Below are 15,304 nucleotides of genomic sequence, written 5' to 3' on the forward strand. Positions count from 1 at the left end.
TTCTCGGGAGATCAATCGCGCAGCAATTCGTTGATCGAGGTCTTGGAACGGGTTCTTGCGTCGACCCGCTTGACGATGACGGCGCAGTAGAGGCTGGGGCCGGGCTCGTTGTTTGGAAAAGGCTTACCCGGCAGTGAGCCGGCGACGACGACGGAATTGGCCGGCACTTCGCCGTAGAAGATCTCGCCGGTGGCGCGGTCGACGATCTTGGTCGATTGGCCGATGAAGACACCCATGCCGAGCACTGAGCCCTCGCGAACAATGCAGCCCTCGACCACTTCGGAACGGGCGCCGATGAAGCAATTGTCCTCGATGATGGTTGGGCCGGCCTGCATCGGCTCCAGCACGCCGCCGATACCGACGCCGCCCGACAGATGCACATTCTTGCCGATCTGGGCACAGGAGCCGACCGACGCCCAGGTGTCGACCATGGTGCCGCTATCGACATAGGCGCCGACATTGACGAAGGACGGCATCAGCACGGCGCCCGGCGCGACATAGGCAGAGCGGCGCACGATCGACGACGGCACGGCGCGGAAGCCGGCCTTCTCGAAATCGACGGCGCTCCAGCCGTCGAACTTCGAAGGCACCTTATCCCACCATACCGCCTGACCGGGACCACCCTTGATGATCTCCATCGGGTTGAGCCGGAAGGACAGCAGCACCGCTTTCTTCAGCCACTGGTTGACGTGCCATTTGCCGTCGGCCTGCCGCTCGGCGACGCGGGCGACGCCCCGGTCGAGCAGGTCGAGCGCCGATTGGATGGCCTCGCGCGTCTGGCCGCGGGTTGCGGTCGAAATGGTGTCGCGTTCCTCGAAGGCGTTCTCGATGATCTTCTCGAGACTCGCGAGATCGGGCTTCGACATGAATTCGCTCCATTACCAAGCTGTTAAGGGCCGGCGCCTTAACCTGTTTGAAAGTCGCGCGGACCCTATGTGAAGGCTTGGGGAGGGTCAATCGCGGCAGCGTCACGGGACGGCGCAAGTGAATGATTGGACGGGTAAAGCAAATATGACTCCCATGGAAAAGGCGGGGTGGACGCCGCTACCGCATTCGGACGAGGATCTGGAGCGGTCGAAAAGCGTGCCGGACACGCCGCAAACGCGCGCGGAGACATATCGGCTGGCCTGGAACGACCCCGATTTCATGACGCGGCGCGAGTTGCGCGCGGTCAGGCTGCAGCTCGAACTGCTGAAACCGGAGATGATCCTGGCCGAGCGCGGCATCCAATCGACCGTCATCCTGTTCGGCGGCGCGCGCATCCCCGAGCCCGGCGGTGAAGCCTGGGCGGCCAAGAACGAGACGCAGAAGAAGAATCTCGAGCAAAACAGCAAATACTATGAGGAGGCGCGCAAATTCGCCCGCCTCTGCTCGCAGCAGTCGGCCACTTCGTACTATCGCGAATTCGTCGTGGTGACCGGCGGCGGGCCTGGCGTCATGGAGGCCGGCAATCGCGGCGCCGACGATGTTGGCGCGCCGTCGATCGGTCTCAACATCGTGCTGCCGCACGAGCAGGCGCCAAACGCCTACGTGACGCCGGAACTCTGCTTCAACTTCCACTATTTTGCGGTCCGCAAGATGCATTTCGTCATGCGTGCCAAGGCCGTTGCGGTGTTTCCCGGCGGCTTCGGCACGATGGACGAGTTCTTCGAGACGCTGACCTTGATCCAGACCGGCCGCATGGAACGCGTGCCGGTCATCCTGTTCGGCAAGGCTTTCTGGGCAAGGGCTATCGACCTCGACTTCCTCGCCGAGCAAGGCACGATCACGCCCGGCGACCAGGATATCATCGATTTCGTCGACACCGCCGATGAGGCCTGGGGGATCGTCAGCCGCTTCTATAAACTTTGACATGCAAGCAAGGACTTGAAGCGCGCCGGCTGCCTCAAGCGGGGACTTCGACGATCGCCGTGAGAAAGCCGGCGAGATCGTCGGTGACGAAGTCCACGTCGTCCTCGTTGGCCGGGTCGCGTTCCCAGATTTCCGAGAAGGTCGGCTCGAAATTGCGCGGCACCACCAGCACCGTGGTCATGCCCAGCGATTTCGGCACCGACAGGTTGCGGGCGAGGTCTTCGAACATCACCGCATTTTGCCCGGTGACGGCGTGGAGTTCGGCAAATTTCTCGTAGGATTGTCGCGCCGGCTTGGGGTTCAGCCCGGCTGCGACGATATCGAAAATGTCGTCGAAATGCTCGAGAATGCCCAGCTGCCGCGCGGTGCGTTCGGCATGCCGGCGATCGCCATTGGTGAAGATGAATTTGCGGCCGGGAAGCTGGCGTATGGCGGTGCCGAGGACGGGATCTGGCACCAGCCAGGAATAATCGATGTCGTGGACCTTCTCGAGAAAGTCGTCGGGGTCGATGCCGTGGCGCGTCATCAACCCGTTCAGTGTCGTGCCGTATTCCCGGTAGAGCTCCTTCTGCAGCTTGCGTGCTTCCTCGCGCGGCAGCGTCAGCAATTCTCCGACATAGGCGGTCATCTTCACATCGATCTGCGAGAACAGATTGGAATGGTGCGGATAGAGCGTGTTGTCGAGATCGAACACCCAGTCGGTGACATGGGCAAAGCGGGCGGGGTCGGGAAGCGTGGTCATACCGTCCTTATGGCACGAAACGATCTTTCTAACAGGAGGTTTATCCACAACCTATGCGCGCCCTGGGTGGTGAAAATGGTGCCGTGATTAAAATCTTAAGCATCGCCGAAAGGTGACATTCAGCGCTTGCTGGCACCAAGACGGACCAGTGGGAGCAAGCGATGAATCGCATATTTCTAAAGTCTGCCGCCATCGCTTTCGCCTCCGTCGCCGTCTCACTTTTGCTGACGCTGATCGTCGTGCCGGCAATGGGTTTTCCGATCAATCGCACCATCTGGTTGACGTCTACCGTATGCCCGCTGGCTCTTGCCTGGGGCGCCGGCGCCTATACGGTCTGGCAGGGCGAAAGGTTGAAGACCGCGCATCGCGAACTCGCCCGCGCCCATGCCCAGCTCGCGGCCGCCCACAGGCGCTTGGCGGAAAAGGCGAGCCGCGACGACATGACCGGCATGCTCAACCGCGAAAGTTTCTTTGCCGCCCTCGACGGCTCTCGGCGTAAATCCGATCGCGGGGCATTGCTGATCGTCGATGCCGACCATTTCAAGACCATCAACGACAGCTACGGCCATCTGATCGGCGACGAGGCGCTGCTCCTGATCGCAAGTGCGATAGAGCGTGGCGTGCGCAGCGGCGATGTCCTTGGCCGCATCGGCGGTGAGGAATTCTGCGCCTTTCTGATCGGCGCCACCGAACACGAAGCCAGGCGCGTCGCCGAGCGCATCCGCCGTGAAGTAGAGCGTATCCGTTTCCGGCCCGTCGACGAACGAACCGTTCCGCTGACGGTCAGTATCGGCGGGACCACCTGCGGCGAGGACGCCGCAGTGTCGGAGCTGATGCGCGCCGCCGACCAGCGGCTCTACGAGGCCAAGCATCGCGGCCGCAACCTGTCGATCATCGATCGTGACATTTCCGAAGCGGCGTGAGCTCAGCCCTAAGCCTTGTGCTGGAAAAATTCTACCTATCAGAATTCAACCGCGCCGCGGCCAGTGCTGTCAAAATCCGAAGATGGCGATGCGGAACAGCAGGGCAGCGGCCGCCAGCGCGACCAGTGCAATACCAAGGCCAATGGGAGAACCCCAGCCATATCATTCCATCGCCAGCTTGGCGTATTTGAATTCTTCGGCCGGTGTGAGTGGGCCGCGCGTCTGGTTCTGGTTCATTGTCCACTCCTTGCGTGCTGCGACAGGCCGTGCCTTGCGCCCGACGCAGCATATTACTATAATAGCCGTAATGTTAGGCAAATTGATAGTTAGATGATCGAAGTAAATTCGTCAAGCATGAATCGGGCCGACATGAAGACGGCCATCAGCCTCGCCATTATGGGCTGGCAGGACGCGACGCAGGCTTATGACGAGGCAGTAGGCGATAGGCTTGAGCTGAGTACGGCGGAACGCCATTGCCTGGCGCTGCTCTATGGCGGCCCGCAATCGGCTGGCGAGGTCGCGGCCGCAACAGGGTTGACGCCGGCCGCAGTCACCGCGCTGATCGACCGGCTGGAGGCGCGCGGCCTGCTGACACGAACGCGCAGCCTCGAGGACAGGCGCAAGGTGGTCATAGAGGCGACGGAACTCACGCGAGAACTATCGGCGCGCTATTATGGTGCGATCGCGCAGGAGGGAGAAAGGGTGATCGCCACATTTAGCGACACCGAGCTGGCCACGATCCTTCGCTTCGTCACCGCATCGCTCGACCTTCAGCGCGACCAGCTTGCCCGGCTGAAAGCCGAGGCCCTGGAAACAGCCGACAGCCTATAGGCTCGCCGGGTCGAGCGCCGGCTCGCCTTTGCGGCGCGCCACGATCGCCGCAAGATCGGCGGTCTCGAAAGCATCACGCAGCACGTCGAAAGACGGCAGCACAAAATAGGCACGCTGGAACTTGTCGATCTCGTAGCCGGTGCGCATTACGGTTTCCAGGTCGAAGGGGACATCGTGCGCGTCGCCGCCTTCGACCGCGAACTGAAGCTCGGTGAAGGATGACATCAGCCCGGCGCCGAACGCCTTCAGCGGCTGGCCCGGCTCGCGTATCAGCCCGTATTCGACGGTGTACCAGTAAAGCCTGGTGATCATCTCGTCGCCGCCGAGCGCAATCACGCTGTCGGCCCTCTTGCCATACATCTGCATGAAGTCCGCAAAGACCGGCTGCGTCAGGATCGGCACGTGACCGAAGAAATCGTGGAACATGTCGGGCTCGACGATGTAGTCGAGCTCCTTTTGGGTTCGCAGCCAGTTGGTGACCGGGAAGCGGCGGTTGGCGAGGTGGTCGAAGAACGGCTGGGCCGGAATGAGCCCCGGCACCGCGACGATCTCCCAGCCGGTGAGCTTGCGCAGCTTCTCGCTGACCTCACCGAAATCCGGGATCTTGTCGAGAAGGCCGAGCGCCGCAACGCCATCGAGATAGGAATGGTGGGCGAGCTTCCTGGTCAGCTTCGTCTGGCGGTCGCACAGCGTGCGCCACACCGCCTGTTCTTCGTCGCTATAATTGTAGCCCTGCGCCACGGTGAAATCGGCACGGCAGACCGAATAATCGCCGCGAAGGCCTCGCGCCGCGCATTCGCGGGCGTAGTCGGCAACGTTCATCGTCATGGCTTGCTCTCCCTGGAAATCATGATCAGCGGATCGTCGGAAATTCTAGCCGGATGGCGTGAGGCAAATCAGCTTTGATGGTGGCTCAAATGCGGGGTTGGAGGTAAAAGACTCCACGATCGAGCTTTGGGAGAGTGAAAATGCCTCAGTTTGACGAATTCGAGATCAAGATGCTCGACAGCCTGCAGCGCGACGGGCGCAAGCCGGTATCCGAACTGGCGCAGGAGATCGGCCTGTCGACGACACCTTGCGCGCGGCGCTTCGAGGCGCTTCAGCAGGCGGGCATCATCAAGGGCTTCGCCGCGGTGCTCAGCCGTCGTGCCGTTGGGCTGATGGTCGAGGTGTTCATCCAGGTGCGCCTGACCAGCCACAGCGACGGCTCGCCCGAAAGCTTCATCGCCGCCGTCCAGCGGATGGACGAGGTGTCCTCATGCTGGACCATGACCGGCGATCATGATTTCCTGTTGCATGTGATGGTGCCGTCGGTCGACGAGCTCAATGCCTTCGTCATGCACCGGCTGATGCGGCTCGAAGGCGTGCGCGACGTCCACACCCAGCTTGTGCTGCAGAACATCAAGGGGCCGGGCCATGTCCCGCTTGCACATCTCAGACGGTAGGCATTTCTGCGGAAAAGCTGCACACAAACTGCTGAAGCGAGCCAATCTCCAGCGCTAGATCGCCGACTACGACATGCGGACCGCCATTGCATAAGGTCCGCCATGAAAATCGTCCTGATCAACCCGCCACATACGGCCATCGGCAGCCGTGTGCCGGACGACCATCTGCCGCCGCTCGGTTTGCTGGCACTGGGCGGTCCGCTGATCGACGCGGGACATCAAGTGCGACTTGTGGACGCCGAATTCGGGCCGATGCCGCTTGCCACGCTGGTCCGGGACGCCTTGAGCGATCATCCCGACTGTATTCTGATCGGCCATTCCGGCTCGACCTCTGCGCATCCGACAGCCCTACTGATCGCCGGCATGGTCAAACACATCGATCCGGCGACAATCCTGATTTATGGCGGCGTGTTTCCGACCTATCACTGGCGCGACATACTGGCCGAAACGGAGGCCTTCGACTTCATCGTTCGTGGCGAGGGGGAGGCGACCATCGTCGCGCTGGTCGAAGCGCTTGAAAAACGCAAGCCGCTGTCGGATGTGGCGGGCATCGCCTTTCGCGACGATTTGCGCCGGCCTTTTGCCACCAACCCGGCAAGGACGATCGCCAATCTCGACGACTACCGCATCGGCTGGGAACTGATCGATATCACTCGCTATAGCTATTGGGGAGGCAAGCGTGCGGTGGTCATGCAGTTCTCGCGAGGCTGTCCGCATCTGTGCAACTATTGCGGCCAGCGGGGGTTCTGGACGCGCTGGCGGCACCGCGACCCCGTGAAGTTCGCGCGGGAGATTGCCTGGCTATACCGCGAGCACCGCGTCGAGCTGATCAACCTTGCCGACGAGAACCCGACCTCGTCCAAAAAAGCCTGGCGCGCCTTTCTCGATGCGATGATCGCCGAGAATGTGCCGGTGCTGATCGTCGGCTCCACCCGCGCCGACGACATCGTCCGCGACGCCGGCAGCCTGCATCTCTATCGCAAGGCCGGCGTCATCCGCTGGCTGCTTGGCATGGAAAATACCGACGAGCAGACGCTCCAGTTGATCCGCAAGGGCGGCAGCACCTCATCCGACCGCGAGGCGATACGGCTGCTGCGCCTCAACGGCATCTTGTCGATGGCGACCTGGGTGGCCGGTTTCGAGGACGAAAGTTTCCGCGACCTCTGGCGCGGCTTCCGCCAGCTGATCGCTTATGACCCCGACCAGATCCAGGCGCTCTATGTGACGCCGCACCGCTGGACGCCGTTCTTCAGGATTGCCAGGGATCGCAAGGTGATCCAGCTGGACGCCCGCCTGTGGGACTACAAGCACCAGGTGCTGCAGATGACCCGCCTCAAGCCGTGGATGTTGTTCTTCGCCGTCAAGCTGATCGAACTGGCCGTGCAGTCGCGGCCCAAGGCCTTGGCGCGCATCCTGTTCCACAAGGATCCGGAGCAACGGCATTCGATGCGCTGGTACACCAAAATGGGCCGCCGCGTCTGGTTCCGCGAAGTCTGGGGCTTTCTGGTTCGCGACCGCCGCCTGAAGAATGGCCCGACGCTCGCCGAATTCTGGGGCGCGCCGCAGGACGAGGAAGAGGAATCGATGGTGGTCGCGCACCCGGCGCGCAGGCTGACACCGCCTGCGACCACGATTTCGTCGCGCGCCTGACCGGCTCGGGCAATCTTTTAACAAGCATACGCAACGTATGTATATTGACATACGGAATGTATGTACCCACTTCGGGATACGGGACGGATATCAGCGACCGCCCCGGAAAATGGAACGCAGCGATCCAAAACCCCGAAGTCTTGCGGGCGGCTCTCACCTTCTCGGAGAAGCCACATCGCGATGGTCGGGACCGGCCTGCCTTGTCTGATTGGAGTGAAACAATGACCAAACGCGATGCGATCTTCCCTGCCGGTCGGCAGGCCCTCTACGAAGTCAATCGCTATTCGGCGGCGATCCGCTCAGGCGGCTTTCTGTTCGTCTCGGGCCAAGTCGGCAGCCGCGAGGACGGATCGCCGGAGCCAGCCTTCGAAAAGCAGGTCCAGCTTGCCTTTGACAATCTCGCGGCGGTGCTGAAGGCCGCCGGTTGCACGTTTGACGACATTGTTGACGTGACCACGTTCCACACCGACCCGGCCAAACGGTGGGAGGCGATTGACGCCGTTCGACTTAGGGCGATCGGTGAACCGCCCTACCCGAACTGGACCGCGGTGGGGGTGAATTGGCTGGCGGGCTTCGATTTTGAGATAAAGGTCATCGCGCGCCTTCCTCAGCCCGGATGATCGATTGGCGGCGAGCGACGAAGGCGGAGACTACCTAGTCGACCGTTCGCCCGCCCGCCTGTCTCGACAAGCGCTGCGATGGTGATCGGATGGTCTTCCGGTCTGTCGCGGCGTTGAACAGACTGAGGCCACTCACGGCACGATCAGCGTGCCGGCGCCGTGTTCGGTGAACAGCTCGAGCAGCACCGCATGCGGCGTCTTGCCGTTGAGGATGACGACGCCAGCGACGCCGCGCTCGATTGCCTCGATGCAGGTTTCAACCTTGGGGATCATGCCGCCCGAGACCGTTCCGTCCTTGATCAGGGCCTTGGCCTCGGCCACGGTCAACTCGTCGATCAGCTTCTTATCCTTGTCGAGCACGCCGGGCACGTCGGTGAGAAACAGCAGGCGCGTCGCCTGGCAGGCGCCGGCGATGGCGCCGGCAAAAGTGTCGGCGTTGATGTTGTAGGTATGGCCGTCGCGGCCGGGCGCCACCGGCGCCAGCACCGGGATCATTTCGGACCGCGCCAGGAGGTCGAGCAATGTGCGGTCGACCTCGACCGGTTCACCGACGAAGCCCAGGTCGAGCACCCGCTCGATGTTGGAATCAGGATCGATCATGGTCTTGCGCGCCTTTTCGGCAAACACCATGTTGCCGTCCTTGCCGCACAGGCCGATCGCCCACTCGCCCTCGGCATTGATCAGCGCGACGATTTCCTTGTTGATCGACCCGGCCAGCACCATCTCGACAATCTCGACGGTCTTCTGGTCGGTGACACGCAAGCCGCCCTCGAATTTGGATTCGATGCCCATCTTGCTGAGCATGGCGCCGATCTGCGGCCCACCGCCATGCACGACGATCGGGTTGACGCCGGATTGCTTGAGCAGTGCGATGTCGCGGGCGAAGGCTTTGCCGAGCGCGATGTCGCCCATCGCGTGGCCGCCATATTTCACCACGACCGTCTTGTTCTCGTAGCGCTGCATATAGGGCAGCGCCCTTGAAAGCAGCGCGGCCTGCATTTCGGCGGTGGCGGCGACATCCGTCATCGGCTTGGTTCCCGGCTTGGCATGAACGGCGGCGTCTTAGCGGGAATTGCAGCAGGCCGCAAACGGCTTTGCTGTCATGATCGATCAAATCATCCCGCCTCTATGCCGGCACCCGCAGCGGCGCCCGCCGTCCCAGCCATCCAGAGATCTTTTCCATCTGCGCGGCGAACGACAAAAGCGTCTCCTCGTCACCGGGGCGGCCGGCGGCCTGGACGCCGAGCGGCAGGCCGGCATCGGTCACGTAAACCGGAAGCGTGATCGACGGTTGCCCGCTGACGTTCTGGATCGCCGGCCAGTGGGTGAACCAAAGGCTCTTGTCCATCAGCTGGCCGAATAGCGGCTTGAACTTCAGCAGGCCGGCGAGGCGCAGTCTGTCCAGGACATTCTCGATGAATTCGTCGGCGCCTTTCGGGTCCATGGTGCCGCAGGCGAGCGGCGGGTGCGCGATGACAGGCATCAGCACTGCATCATAGTGCGCGGTTTCGGTGATAAGGCGGCGCGAGGTTGCGTGCAGCCGCTGCAGGCCGGCATAGATTTCGCCGGCCGAGAGGATTTCACCGAACCGGCTCATCACGCGCGTGGCGCGTTCGATATCGCCTGAGATGGAGCGGCCGACGCGCAAGGCCTCGCCACGCATCGTGCCGGCCACCGCCGCGGCGACGGTTCTGGCGAAATCGGCGATGAAATCGCGGTCGATATAGGGCAGGTCGATCTCCTCGACGCTGTGCCCGCCTTCGCGCGCCAGCCCAATCGCCGCATCCAGAGCTTTCAAGGTTTCTCCCGAAATCGGCAGGCCGAGCGGCGATTTTCGGTAGAAGGCGAGCTTGAGCTTGCCCGGATCGCGCCCGGCGGCCGCAGTGAAACTGCCGTTCGGCGAGGGTGCCGCGTAGGGCGACAGCGGGTCGGGCCCGTGGGTCAGGTCGAGCAGCAGGGCCGTATCGCGCACCGAGCGGGCCAACGCATGGTCGACGACAAAGCCGTACCAGCTTTCAGTGACGAGCGGCGTCAAGGGCACGCGGCCGCGCGAGGTTTTCAACCCGACCAGCCCGGTACAGGCCGCAGGCACCCTGATCGAGCCGCCGCCATCCGAGGCGTGCGCCACCGGCACGACGCCGGCCGCGACCAGCGCAGCCGCGCCGCCCGAGGAACCGCCGGTCGTGTGAGCGGTGTCCCATGGATTGCGGGTGACGCCGTAAGCCACCGACTCGGTCACCAGCCTCAGCCCGTGTTCGGGTGCGGTACTGGTGGCGATCGGGACCAGGCCGGCGGCCAGATAGCGTTCCGTCATGACCGAGTTAAAATCGGGGGTGTAGGCTGGGATGCGGCTGCCGCCATGCGTCGGCACGCCCTTCATGGCAATGCCGAGGTCCTTCAGCGCAAAGGGCACTCCGGCAAGCGGCAGCTTGTGGTCGCCGGTTTTCGCTCGCGCCCGCGCCGCCTCAAAAAGCGGTTCGGCGATGGCGTTGATCTCCGGCTGGGTGGCCTCGGCCCGGGCGATCGCCGCATCGACGAGATCTTGCGGTGTGATCTCTCCCTTGTGCACGAGTGCGGCCTGGCCGGTTGCGTCATGCTCCCACAGAACCCGCTCGATCGACATGGTCGCCCTCCCGCTCATGGCAAGCTAGCGGGCGGCGATTTCCTTGGCAATCGACGCTGGCGCTGCCGGTGCGGCCAGACCATTTCAGTCGTTGCAAATACATTGCAATCGCCTAATTTGGCGGCCGATGACGCCGCAGGACATCAGCAACCTGATTGTCCGGACCTCGATGAAGGACCGGGCCGCGTTCGATCTGCTCTACCGGCAGACCAGCGCGAAACTTTTCGGCGTCTGCCTTCGTGTATTGAAGGACCGGGGAGATGCAGAAGAGGCGCTTCAGGAGGTCTTCGTCAAAATATGGACGAAGGCGGACCGTTTCGCCGTTTCGGATCTGAGCCCGATCTCCTGGCTGGTGGCCATTGCGCGCAATCATTCGATCGATAGGATCAGGGCGCGGCGAGAGCCTGCCGCCTATATCGATGCCGCGCTCGACGTGGCCGATCCGGCGCCGGGGCCGGAGGCCATGGCCGTGGCGGGCGGTGAGTCCGGACGCATCTACCATTGTCTCGATGAATTGGAAAAGGACAGGGCGGCGGCCGTCCGGGGCGCCTATCTGGACGGCAAAAGCTATGCGGAGCTGGCGGAGCGCTATGGCGTACCGCTGAACACGATGCGGACCTGGCTGCGGCGCAGCCTGTTGAAACTGAGAGAATGTCTGGAAAGATGACGCTGGCTGACGACAATGGACCGGAACGTGGGGGCGACGACCTGTTCGCCGCCGAATACGTTCTTGGCGTTCTGGCCGCCGATGAACGCGAGATCGCGTCGCGCCGCATCGATGCGGACGCCGCCTTCGCGCGCCTTGTGGATGCCTGGGAGGCGCATCTTTCGCCGATGGCCGCCGCCTATCCGGAGACAGAGCCTCCGATCAGGGTCAAGGAAGCATTGGACCGCCGGCTGTTCGCTGCAGAGCCGCGCGCCGGCCTCTGGTCGAGCCTTGGCTTCTGGCGCGGTCTTGCCGCCGCCGCCGCCATTGCGGCGCTGGCAATCTATATTGCCTTGCCTTACGTCAATCCACCGGTCGTCGAGCCGCAAACCCGGCTTGTCGCCTCGTTGGCAGCCGAAGGCAGCGATGTCAAATATCTCGTCGTCTACGACGCCGTCCGTCACGATGTCGGCCTTTCCCACGTCTCCGGCGAGCGGACCGCTGGCAAGGACTTCGAGCTGTGGATGATCGAAGGCAAGAACGCGCCGGTGTCGATGGGCGTCATCCCGGCCGGTGCGACCGCGCATCTGGCCATCCCGCCCGCCGTCCGGGAGAAATTGGCGCAAGGCGCCGTGCTTGCGGTCAGCGTCGAGCCTGCCGGCGGTTCGCCGACCGGCCAGCCGACTGGACCGGTGGTCGCAGCGGGCGATCTGAAGAGCATCTGACCGATTATTGCTTCGGAAGAAGACCTGAAATCTATCTCTCACGAACCAAAATCATGCAAAGCTTGTCGGCGGTGACCGATTAGCACATGGAAAATTGAAGCGACACAATATTTCTTACGTGAGGACGAAACTCCGGCATTTCTGTTGCGTATCTTCTTGCGTTCCCGAACGAGGGGAACGATAACCCAAGGAGATTGAAATCATGCGTAAATTCGCCACCCTTTTGCTTGCCGGCACGGTTGCGATTTCTGCGATCGCCACCATTGCCTATGCCCAAAATCCGATGGTCGGCGGCGCCGCCATGTATGCCCAGAAAAACATCGTCGAAAATGCTGTCAACTCGAAGGACCACACGACGCTGGTCGCTGCCGTCAAGGCAGGCGGCCTGGTCGATACGCTGCAAAGCGCTGGCCCCTTCACCGTGTTCGCGCCGACCAACGAGGCCTTTGCGGCACTTCCAGCCGGCACGGTGGAGACGCTGCTCAAGCCTGAAAACAAGGACAAGCTCGTCAAGATCCTGACTTGCCATGTCATCGGCGCCAAGGCGATGGCCGCCGACGTCGCCAAGATGGTCAAGGATGACGGTGGCACCCACAAGGTCAAGACGGTCGGTGGTTGCGAACTGTCGCTCAAGACCGACGGCGGCAAGGTCACCGTGACCGACGAGAACGGCAATGTCGCTAATGTGACGATCGCCGATGTCGAGCAGTCCAACGGCGTCATCCACGTCGTCGACAAGGTTCTCCTGCCGAAGATGTAACAAACGCACGCTGCCGGCGAAGATATCGCTAAGGGCCTCCCTGCGCACACTCCGCGCCGTTCACGCAAGTGGATAGGCGCGGAGTCCCGCTTTGAGGACAGCGATCGTCACCGGCTTTTGATTTCCGTCTGGCGGTCGAATTTGGCACAAGCAGTAACAGGAGGAATGGCCATGAACCGTCGCGAGCTTCTTTTGAGTGGTGCGGCAGCCATTGGCGTTGTCGCAGGCGCCACCGCGCTGCGCATGGGCGGAGCCCAGGATGCACGCGCGGCCGAGACTTTCGAGGTTACCAAGACCGAGGCCGAGTGGCGCGCCATCCTGTCCGACGCGGCCTTCAATGTGCTGCGCAAGGAGGGCACGGAATACCCGGGCACCAGTCCGCTGCTCAACGAGCACCGCAAAGGCATCTTCGCTTGCGCCGGCTGCGACCTGCCGGTCTATTCGTCAGAGACCAAGTTCGATTCCGGCACCGGCTGGCCGAGCTTCTGGCAGGAAATCCCCAACGCGATCGGCAAGACCGTGGACAGGTCGTTGGGCATGACCCGCACCGAGGTCCATTGTCGCCGCTGCGGTGGCCATCTCGGCCACGTCTTCGACGACGGTCCGCCGCCGACCGGGTTGCGGCATTGCATCAACGGTGTCGCCTTGACCTTCAAGCCGGCGACGGCCTGAGGATGGCTGCGCCCCTTACTTTGTCGGAGCGCGCTAGAGCATCGGACCCAAAAGTGCGAAGCGGTTTTGGGAAAATCCGATGCTCAAACAAAAAGTTGGAGCGGTGGAGTGTCCGCCGCTCCAAGACTTCGTAATGGTTGATTTTGCGCATGACCCCGAAATCGCTTTTCGGGGTCATGCGCGAGGGCGCCAGGCGGGGGATCCAGCGCGCCTCAATGGCCTCCGCCACCGCCGCCCTGAGCGGCTGGCTTGCGGATCACCAGGGTGAAGAGCCCAAGCGTCGCGAACAAAACCGTCAGCATGAAGAATACGTCCATGAACGACAGCAGCGACGCCTGCTGCTGGACCATGCCTGACAGTTTGGAGATGGCCGCCTTGGAGGCGTCGAGCCCGGCGGTCTGCTCGAAGTTGAGCGTCATGTTCTGCAGCTTCTGCTGCGCAGCGGCACTTCCCCATTGCACGTGCTCGGAGAGCCTGGCGTAGTGGAAGGCATTGCGGTCGATCAGCACGGTGTTGATGACGGCCAGGCCGACGGCGCCGCCGAGATTGCGGGTCAGGTTGAACAGGCCAGACGCATTCTTCAGCCGCTCCGGCGGCAGGGTTCCGAGCGCAATGTTGTTGATCGGCACCATGCACAGCATCATCGAGCAACCGCGCAGGATCTGCGGGATCAGCAGTTCATAGAAATCCCAGTCGGCGGTGAGATGCGTCATCCACCAGGTCCCCGTGGCGAAGCCGAAGAAGCCGATCATCATCATGATGCGCGGGTCCATCTTGTTCGACAGGATGCCGGAGATCGGCGCGGTGAAGAACATGGCCAGGCCGCTGACGAACAGCGCCTCGCCGATCATCATCGAATCGTAGCCGCGGATGCGCCCCAGGAACACCGGATAAAGATAGGTCAGACCGTAGAGGCCGATGCCGACGACGAAGGAGAACAGCGAGCCGAAGGCGAAATTGATATTGCTGAAAGCCCTCAGATCGACAATCGGCTCCTCGGCGGTGAACACGCGCCAGAAGAACAGCACCGCGCCGAAGGTCATGATGACGGCGCAGACGAACACCGCCTGATCCTGCAGCCAGTCGTTATTGGGACCTTCCTCCAGCACATATTCCATGCAGCCCAGGAAGGCGGCCATACCGGCAAGCCCCCACCAGTCGAACTTGCTGAACAGCTTGAGATTGGGTTTGTCGAAGTCGATCAGCGACCAGGCGGCCGTCGTCACCAGAATGCCGGGCACGACGTTGACCAGGAACAGCCAGTGCCAGGACATGGCATGGCTGATATAGCCGCCGACTGTCGGGCCGATGGTTGGCGCCAGCGTCGCCACCAAGCCGATCATCGGCGAGACGATGGCGCGACGCGACGGTGGGAAGATGGTGAAGGCGGCTGCAAAGACGCTCGGGATCATGCCGCCGCCGATGAAGCCCTGCACGGCGCGGTAGACGATCATCTGGTCGATATTGGTTGCGGTCGCCGCCAGCGCGCTGGCCGCGGTGAACCCTGCCGCCGAGATCGTGAACAGCACGCGCGTCGACAGCATCCGGCTGAGGAAGCCCGACAGCGGGATCATCACCACCTCGGCAATCAGATAGGCCGTCTGCACCCACGGAATCTCGTCCGAACTGGCGCTCAGGCCCGCCTGGATCTCAGCCAGCGAGGCCGAGACGATCTGGATGTCCAGGATCGCCATGAACATGCCGAACACCATTGCCAGGAAGGCGATGACGCGGCGTGTCGAGATGTGGTCGACCGGCACCGGCATGGCTGGCGCCGGCGCCGATCCTGCAGTTAGGGTTGCGGTCGCCATGACCT

16 protein-coding genes are annotated in these 15,304 nt (G+C 62.6%); 10 read left to right on the top strand and 6 right to left on the bottom strand.

Annotation, left to right across the window (positions count from 1 at the left end; all coding sequences use genetic code 11):
• Positions 1–11 precede the first annotated feature (11 nt).
• Positions 12–866 carry a 2,3,4,5-tetrahydropyridine-2,6-dicarboxylate N-succinyltransferase gene (dapD, locus tag NKI22_RS26990; protein WP_023718197.1) on the bottom strand — a complete coding sequence of 285 codons (855 nt, stop codon included), beginning with the start codon at positions 864–866 and terminating at the stop codon, positions 12–14.
• Between the two features lie 145 nt (positions 867–1,011).
• Here dapD and NKI22_RS26995 point away from each other — a divergent pair, with 145 nt between their 5' ends.
• Entirely contained in the window at positions 1,012–1,851 is an 840-nt protein-coding gene (locus NKI22_RS26995; RefSeq protein ID WP_023718198.1) for an LOG family protein, read from the top strand.
• A 34-nt stretch (positions 1,852–1,885) separates the two neighbouring features.
• Here NKI22_RS26995 and NKI22_RS27000 read toward each other — a convergent pair whose 3' ends face one another.
• Positions 1,886–2,593: a pyrimidine 5'-nucleotidase gene (locus tag NKI22_RS27000; protein ID WP_023677476.1), complete on the bottom strand. Its 708-nt coding sequence runs from the start codon at positions 2,591–2,593 to the stop codon at positions 1,886–1,888.
• A gap of 161 nt (positions 2,594–2,754) precedes the next feature.
• On the opposite strand from NKI22_RS27000, the gene NKI22_RS27005 reads away from it, so the two are divergent.
• Entirely contained in the window at positions 2,755–3,516 is a 762-nt protein-coding gene (locus NKI22_RS27005) for a GGDEF domain-containing protein (protein WP_023718199.1), read from the top strand.
• A gap of 330 nt (positions 3,517–3,846) precedes the next feature.
• A complete protein-coding gene (locus NKI22_RS27010; RefSeq protein ID WP_352484322.1) occupies positions 3,847–4,347 on the top strand; it encodes a MarR family winged helix-turn-helix transcriptional regulator in 501 nt (166 codons plus the stop codon).
• Here the strand turns inward: NKI22_RS27010 and phhA are convergent.
• A complete protein-coding gene (phhA, locus tag NKI22_RS27015; RefSeq protein ID WP_023718202.1) occupies positions 4,342–5,175 on the bottom strand; it encodes a phenylalanine 4-monooxygenase in 834 nt (277 codons plus the stop codon). The two genes, NKI22_RS27010 and phhA, sit on opposite strands and share 6 nt — an antisense overlap.
• Positions 5,176–5,315: 140 nt before the next feature.
• Between phhA and NKI22_RS27020 the strand changes: the two genes are divergently transcribed.
• From NKI22_RS27020 to NKI22_RS27030, 3 genes are all read left to right on the top strand, one after another.
• Entirely contained in the window at positions 5,316–5,792 is a 477-nt protein-coding gene (locus NKI22_RS27020) for an Lrp/AsnC family transcriptional regulator (protein ID WP_023718203.1), read from the top strand.
• A 102-nt stretch (positions 5,793–5,894) separates the two neighbouring features.
• Positions 5,895–7,442 (top strand): magnesium-protoporphyrin IX monomethyl ester anaerobic oxidative cyclase, encoded by a 1,548-nt coding sequence (gene bchE / locus NKI22_RS27025; RefSeq protein ID WP_352495033.1) that lies wholly within the window; start codon positions 5,895–5,897, stop codon positions 7,440–7,442.
• 221 nt (positions 7,443–7,663) lie between these two features.
• Positions 7,664–8,062, top strand: coding sequence for a RidA family protein (locus tag NKI22_RS27030; RefSeq protein ID WP_352816628.1), 399 nt, complete (start codon positions 7,664–7,666; stop codon positions 8,060–8,062).
• A gap of 132 nt (positions 8,063–8,194) precedes the next feature.
• Here NKI22_RS27030 and argB read toward each other — a convergent pair whose 3' ends face one another.
• Positions 8,195–9,088, bottom strand: a complete 894-nt coding sequence (gene argB, locus NKI22_RS27035) for an acetylglutamate kinase (RefSeq protein ID WP_023677482.1) — start codon at positions 9,086–9,088, stop codon at positions 8,195–8,197.
• Between the two features lie 100 nt (positions 9,089–9,188).
• Complete coding sequence (locus NKI22_RS27040) at positions 9,189–10,685, bottom strand: amidase (protein WP_352852493.1); 1,497 nt, start codon at positions 10,683–10,685, stop codon at positions 9,189–9,191.
• 127 nt (positions 10,686–10,812) lie between these two features.
• Here NKI22_RS27040 and NKI22_RS27045 point away from each other — a divergent pair, with 127 nt between their 5' ends.
• The 4 genes from NKI22_RS27045 to msrB all read left to right on the top strand — a co-directional run bounded on the left by NKI22_RS27045 (position 10,813) and on the right by msrB (position 13,488).
• Positions 10,813–11,352 (top strand): sigma-70 family RNA polymerase sigma factor, encoded by a 540-nt coding sequence (locus NKI22_RS27045; RefSeq protein WP_352484318.1) that lies wholly within the window; start codon positions 10,813–10,815, stop codon positions 11,350–11,352.
• Positions 11,349–12,056, top strand: a complete 708-nt coding sequence (locus NKI22_RS27050) for an anti-sigma factor (protein WP_352959200.1) — start codon at positions 11,349–11,351, stop codon at positions 12,054–12,056. Before NKI22_RS27045 ends, NKI22_RS27050 begins: the two co-directional genes overlap by 4 nt.
• A 202-nt stretch (positions 12,057–12,258) precedes the next feature.
• A complete protein-coding gene (locus NKI22_RS27055) occupies positions 12,259–12,816 on the top strand; it encodes a fasciclin domain-containing protein (protein WP_352790283.1) in 558 nt (185 codons plus the stop codon).
• Positions 12,817–12,987: 171 nt separating this feature from the next.
• A complete protein-coding gene (gene msrB / locus NKI22_RS27060; RefSeq protein WP_292655897.1) occupies positions 12,988–13,488 on the top strand; it encodes a peptide-methionine (R)-S-oxide reductase MsrB in 501 nt (166 codons plus the stop codon).
• A 212-nt stretch (positions 13,489–13,700) separates the two neighbouring features.
• Here the strand turns inward: msrB and NKI22_RS27065 are convergent, their stop codons facing one another.
• Positions 13,701–15,254, bottom strand: coding sequence for a DHA2 family efflux MFS transporter permease subunit (locus tag NKI22_RS27065; RefSeq protein WP_352484355.1), 1,554 nt, complete (start codon positions 15,252–15,254; stop codon positions 13,701–13,703).
• Positions 15,255–15,304 lie beyond the last annotated feature (50 nt).

This window comes from Mesorhizobium sp. M0778 (assembly GCF_040320105.1).
Classification (GTDB): Bacteria; Pseudomonadota; Alphaproteobacteria; order Rhizobiales; family Rhizobiaceae; genus Mesorhizobium.

What these genes read in the sequence shown, in the direction of transcription:
- NKI22_RS27050 (WP_352959200.1), top strand. Translation starts at nt 11,349, where the DNA reads ATGACGCTGGCTGACGACAATGGACCGGAACGTGGGGGCGACGACCTG.
- NKI22_RS27010 (WP_352484322.1), top strand. Translation starts at nt 3,847, where the DNA reads ATGATCGAAGTAAATTCGTCAAGCATGAATCGGGCCGACATGAAGACG.
- NKI22_RS27040 (WP_352852493.1), bottom strand. Translation starts at nt 10,685, where the DNA reads ATGTCGATCGAGCGGGTTCTGTGGGAGCATGACGCAACCGGCCAGGCC.
- NKI22_RS26995 (WP_023718198.1), top strand. Translation starts at nt 1,012, where the DNA reads ATGACTCCCATGGAAAAGGCGGGGTGGACGCCGCTACCGCATTCGGAC.
- NKI22_RS27020 (WP_023718203.1), top strand. Translation starts at nt 5,316, where the DNA reads ATGCCTCAGTTTGACGAATTCGAGATCAAGATGCTCGACAGCCTGCAG.
- msrB (WP_292655897.1), top strand. Translation starts at nt 12,988, where the DNA reads ATGAACCGTCGCGAGCTTCTTTTGAGTGGTGCGGCAGCCATTGGCGTT.
- phhA (WP_023718202.1), bottom strand. Translation starts at nt 5,175, where the DNA reads ATGACGATGAACGTTGCCGACTACGCCCGCGAATGCGCGGCGCGAGGC.
- NKI22_RS27000 (WP_023677476.1), bottom strand. Translation starts at nt 2,593, where the DNA reads ATGACCACGCTTCCCGACCCCGCCCGCTTTGCCCATGTCACCGACTGG.
- NKI22_RS27005 (WP_023718199.1), top strand. Translation starts at nt 2,755, where the DNA reads ATGAATCGCATATTTCTAAAGTCTGCCGCCATCGCTTTCGCCTCCGTC.
- dapD (WP_023718197.1), bottom strand. Translation starts at nt 866, where the DNA reads ATGTCGAAGCCCGATCTCGCGAGTCTCGAGAAGATCATCGAGAACGCC.
- bchE (WP_352495033.1), top strand. Translation starts at nt 5,895, where the DNA reads ATGAAAATCGTCCTGATCAACCCGCCACATACGGCCATCGGCAGCCGT.
- NKI22_RS27065 (WP_352484355.1), bottom strand. Translation starts at nt 15,254, where the DNA reads ATGCCGGTGCCGGTCGACCACATCTCGACACGCCGCGTCATCGCCTTC.
- argB (WP_023677482.1), bottom strand. Translation starts at nt 9,088, where the DNA reads ATGACGGATGTCGCCGCCACCGCCGAAATGCAGGCCGCGCTGCTTTCA.
- NKI22_RS27030 (WP_352816628.1), top strand. Translation starts at nt 7,664, where the DNA reads ATGACCAAACGCGATGCGATCTTCCCTGCCGGTCGGCAGGCCCTCTAC.
- NKI22_RS27055 (WP_352790283.1), top strand. Translation starts at nt 12,259, where the DNA reads ATGCGTAAATTCGCCACCCTTTTGCTTGCCGGCACGGTTGCGATTTCT.
- NKI22_RS27045 (WP_352484318.1), top strand. Translation starts at nt 10,813, where the DNA reads ATGACGCCGCAGGACATCAGCAACCTGATTGTCCGGACCTCGATGAAG.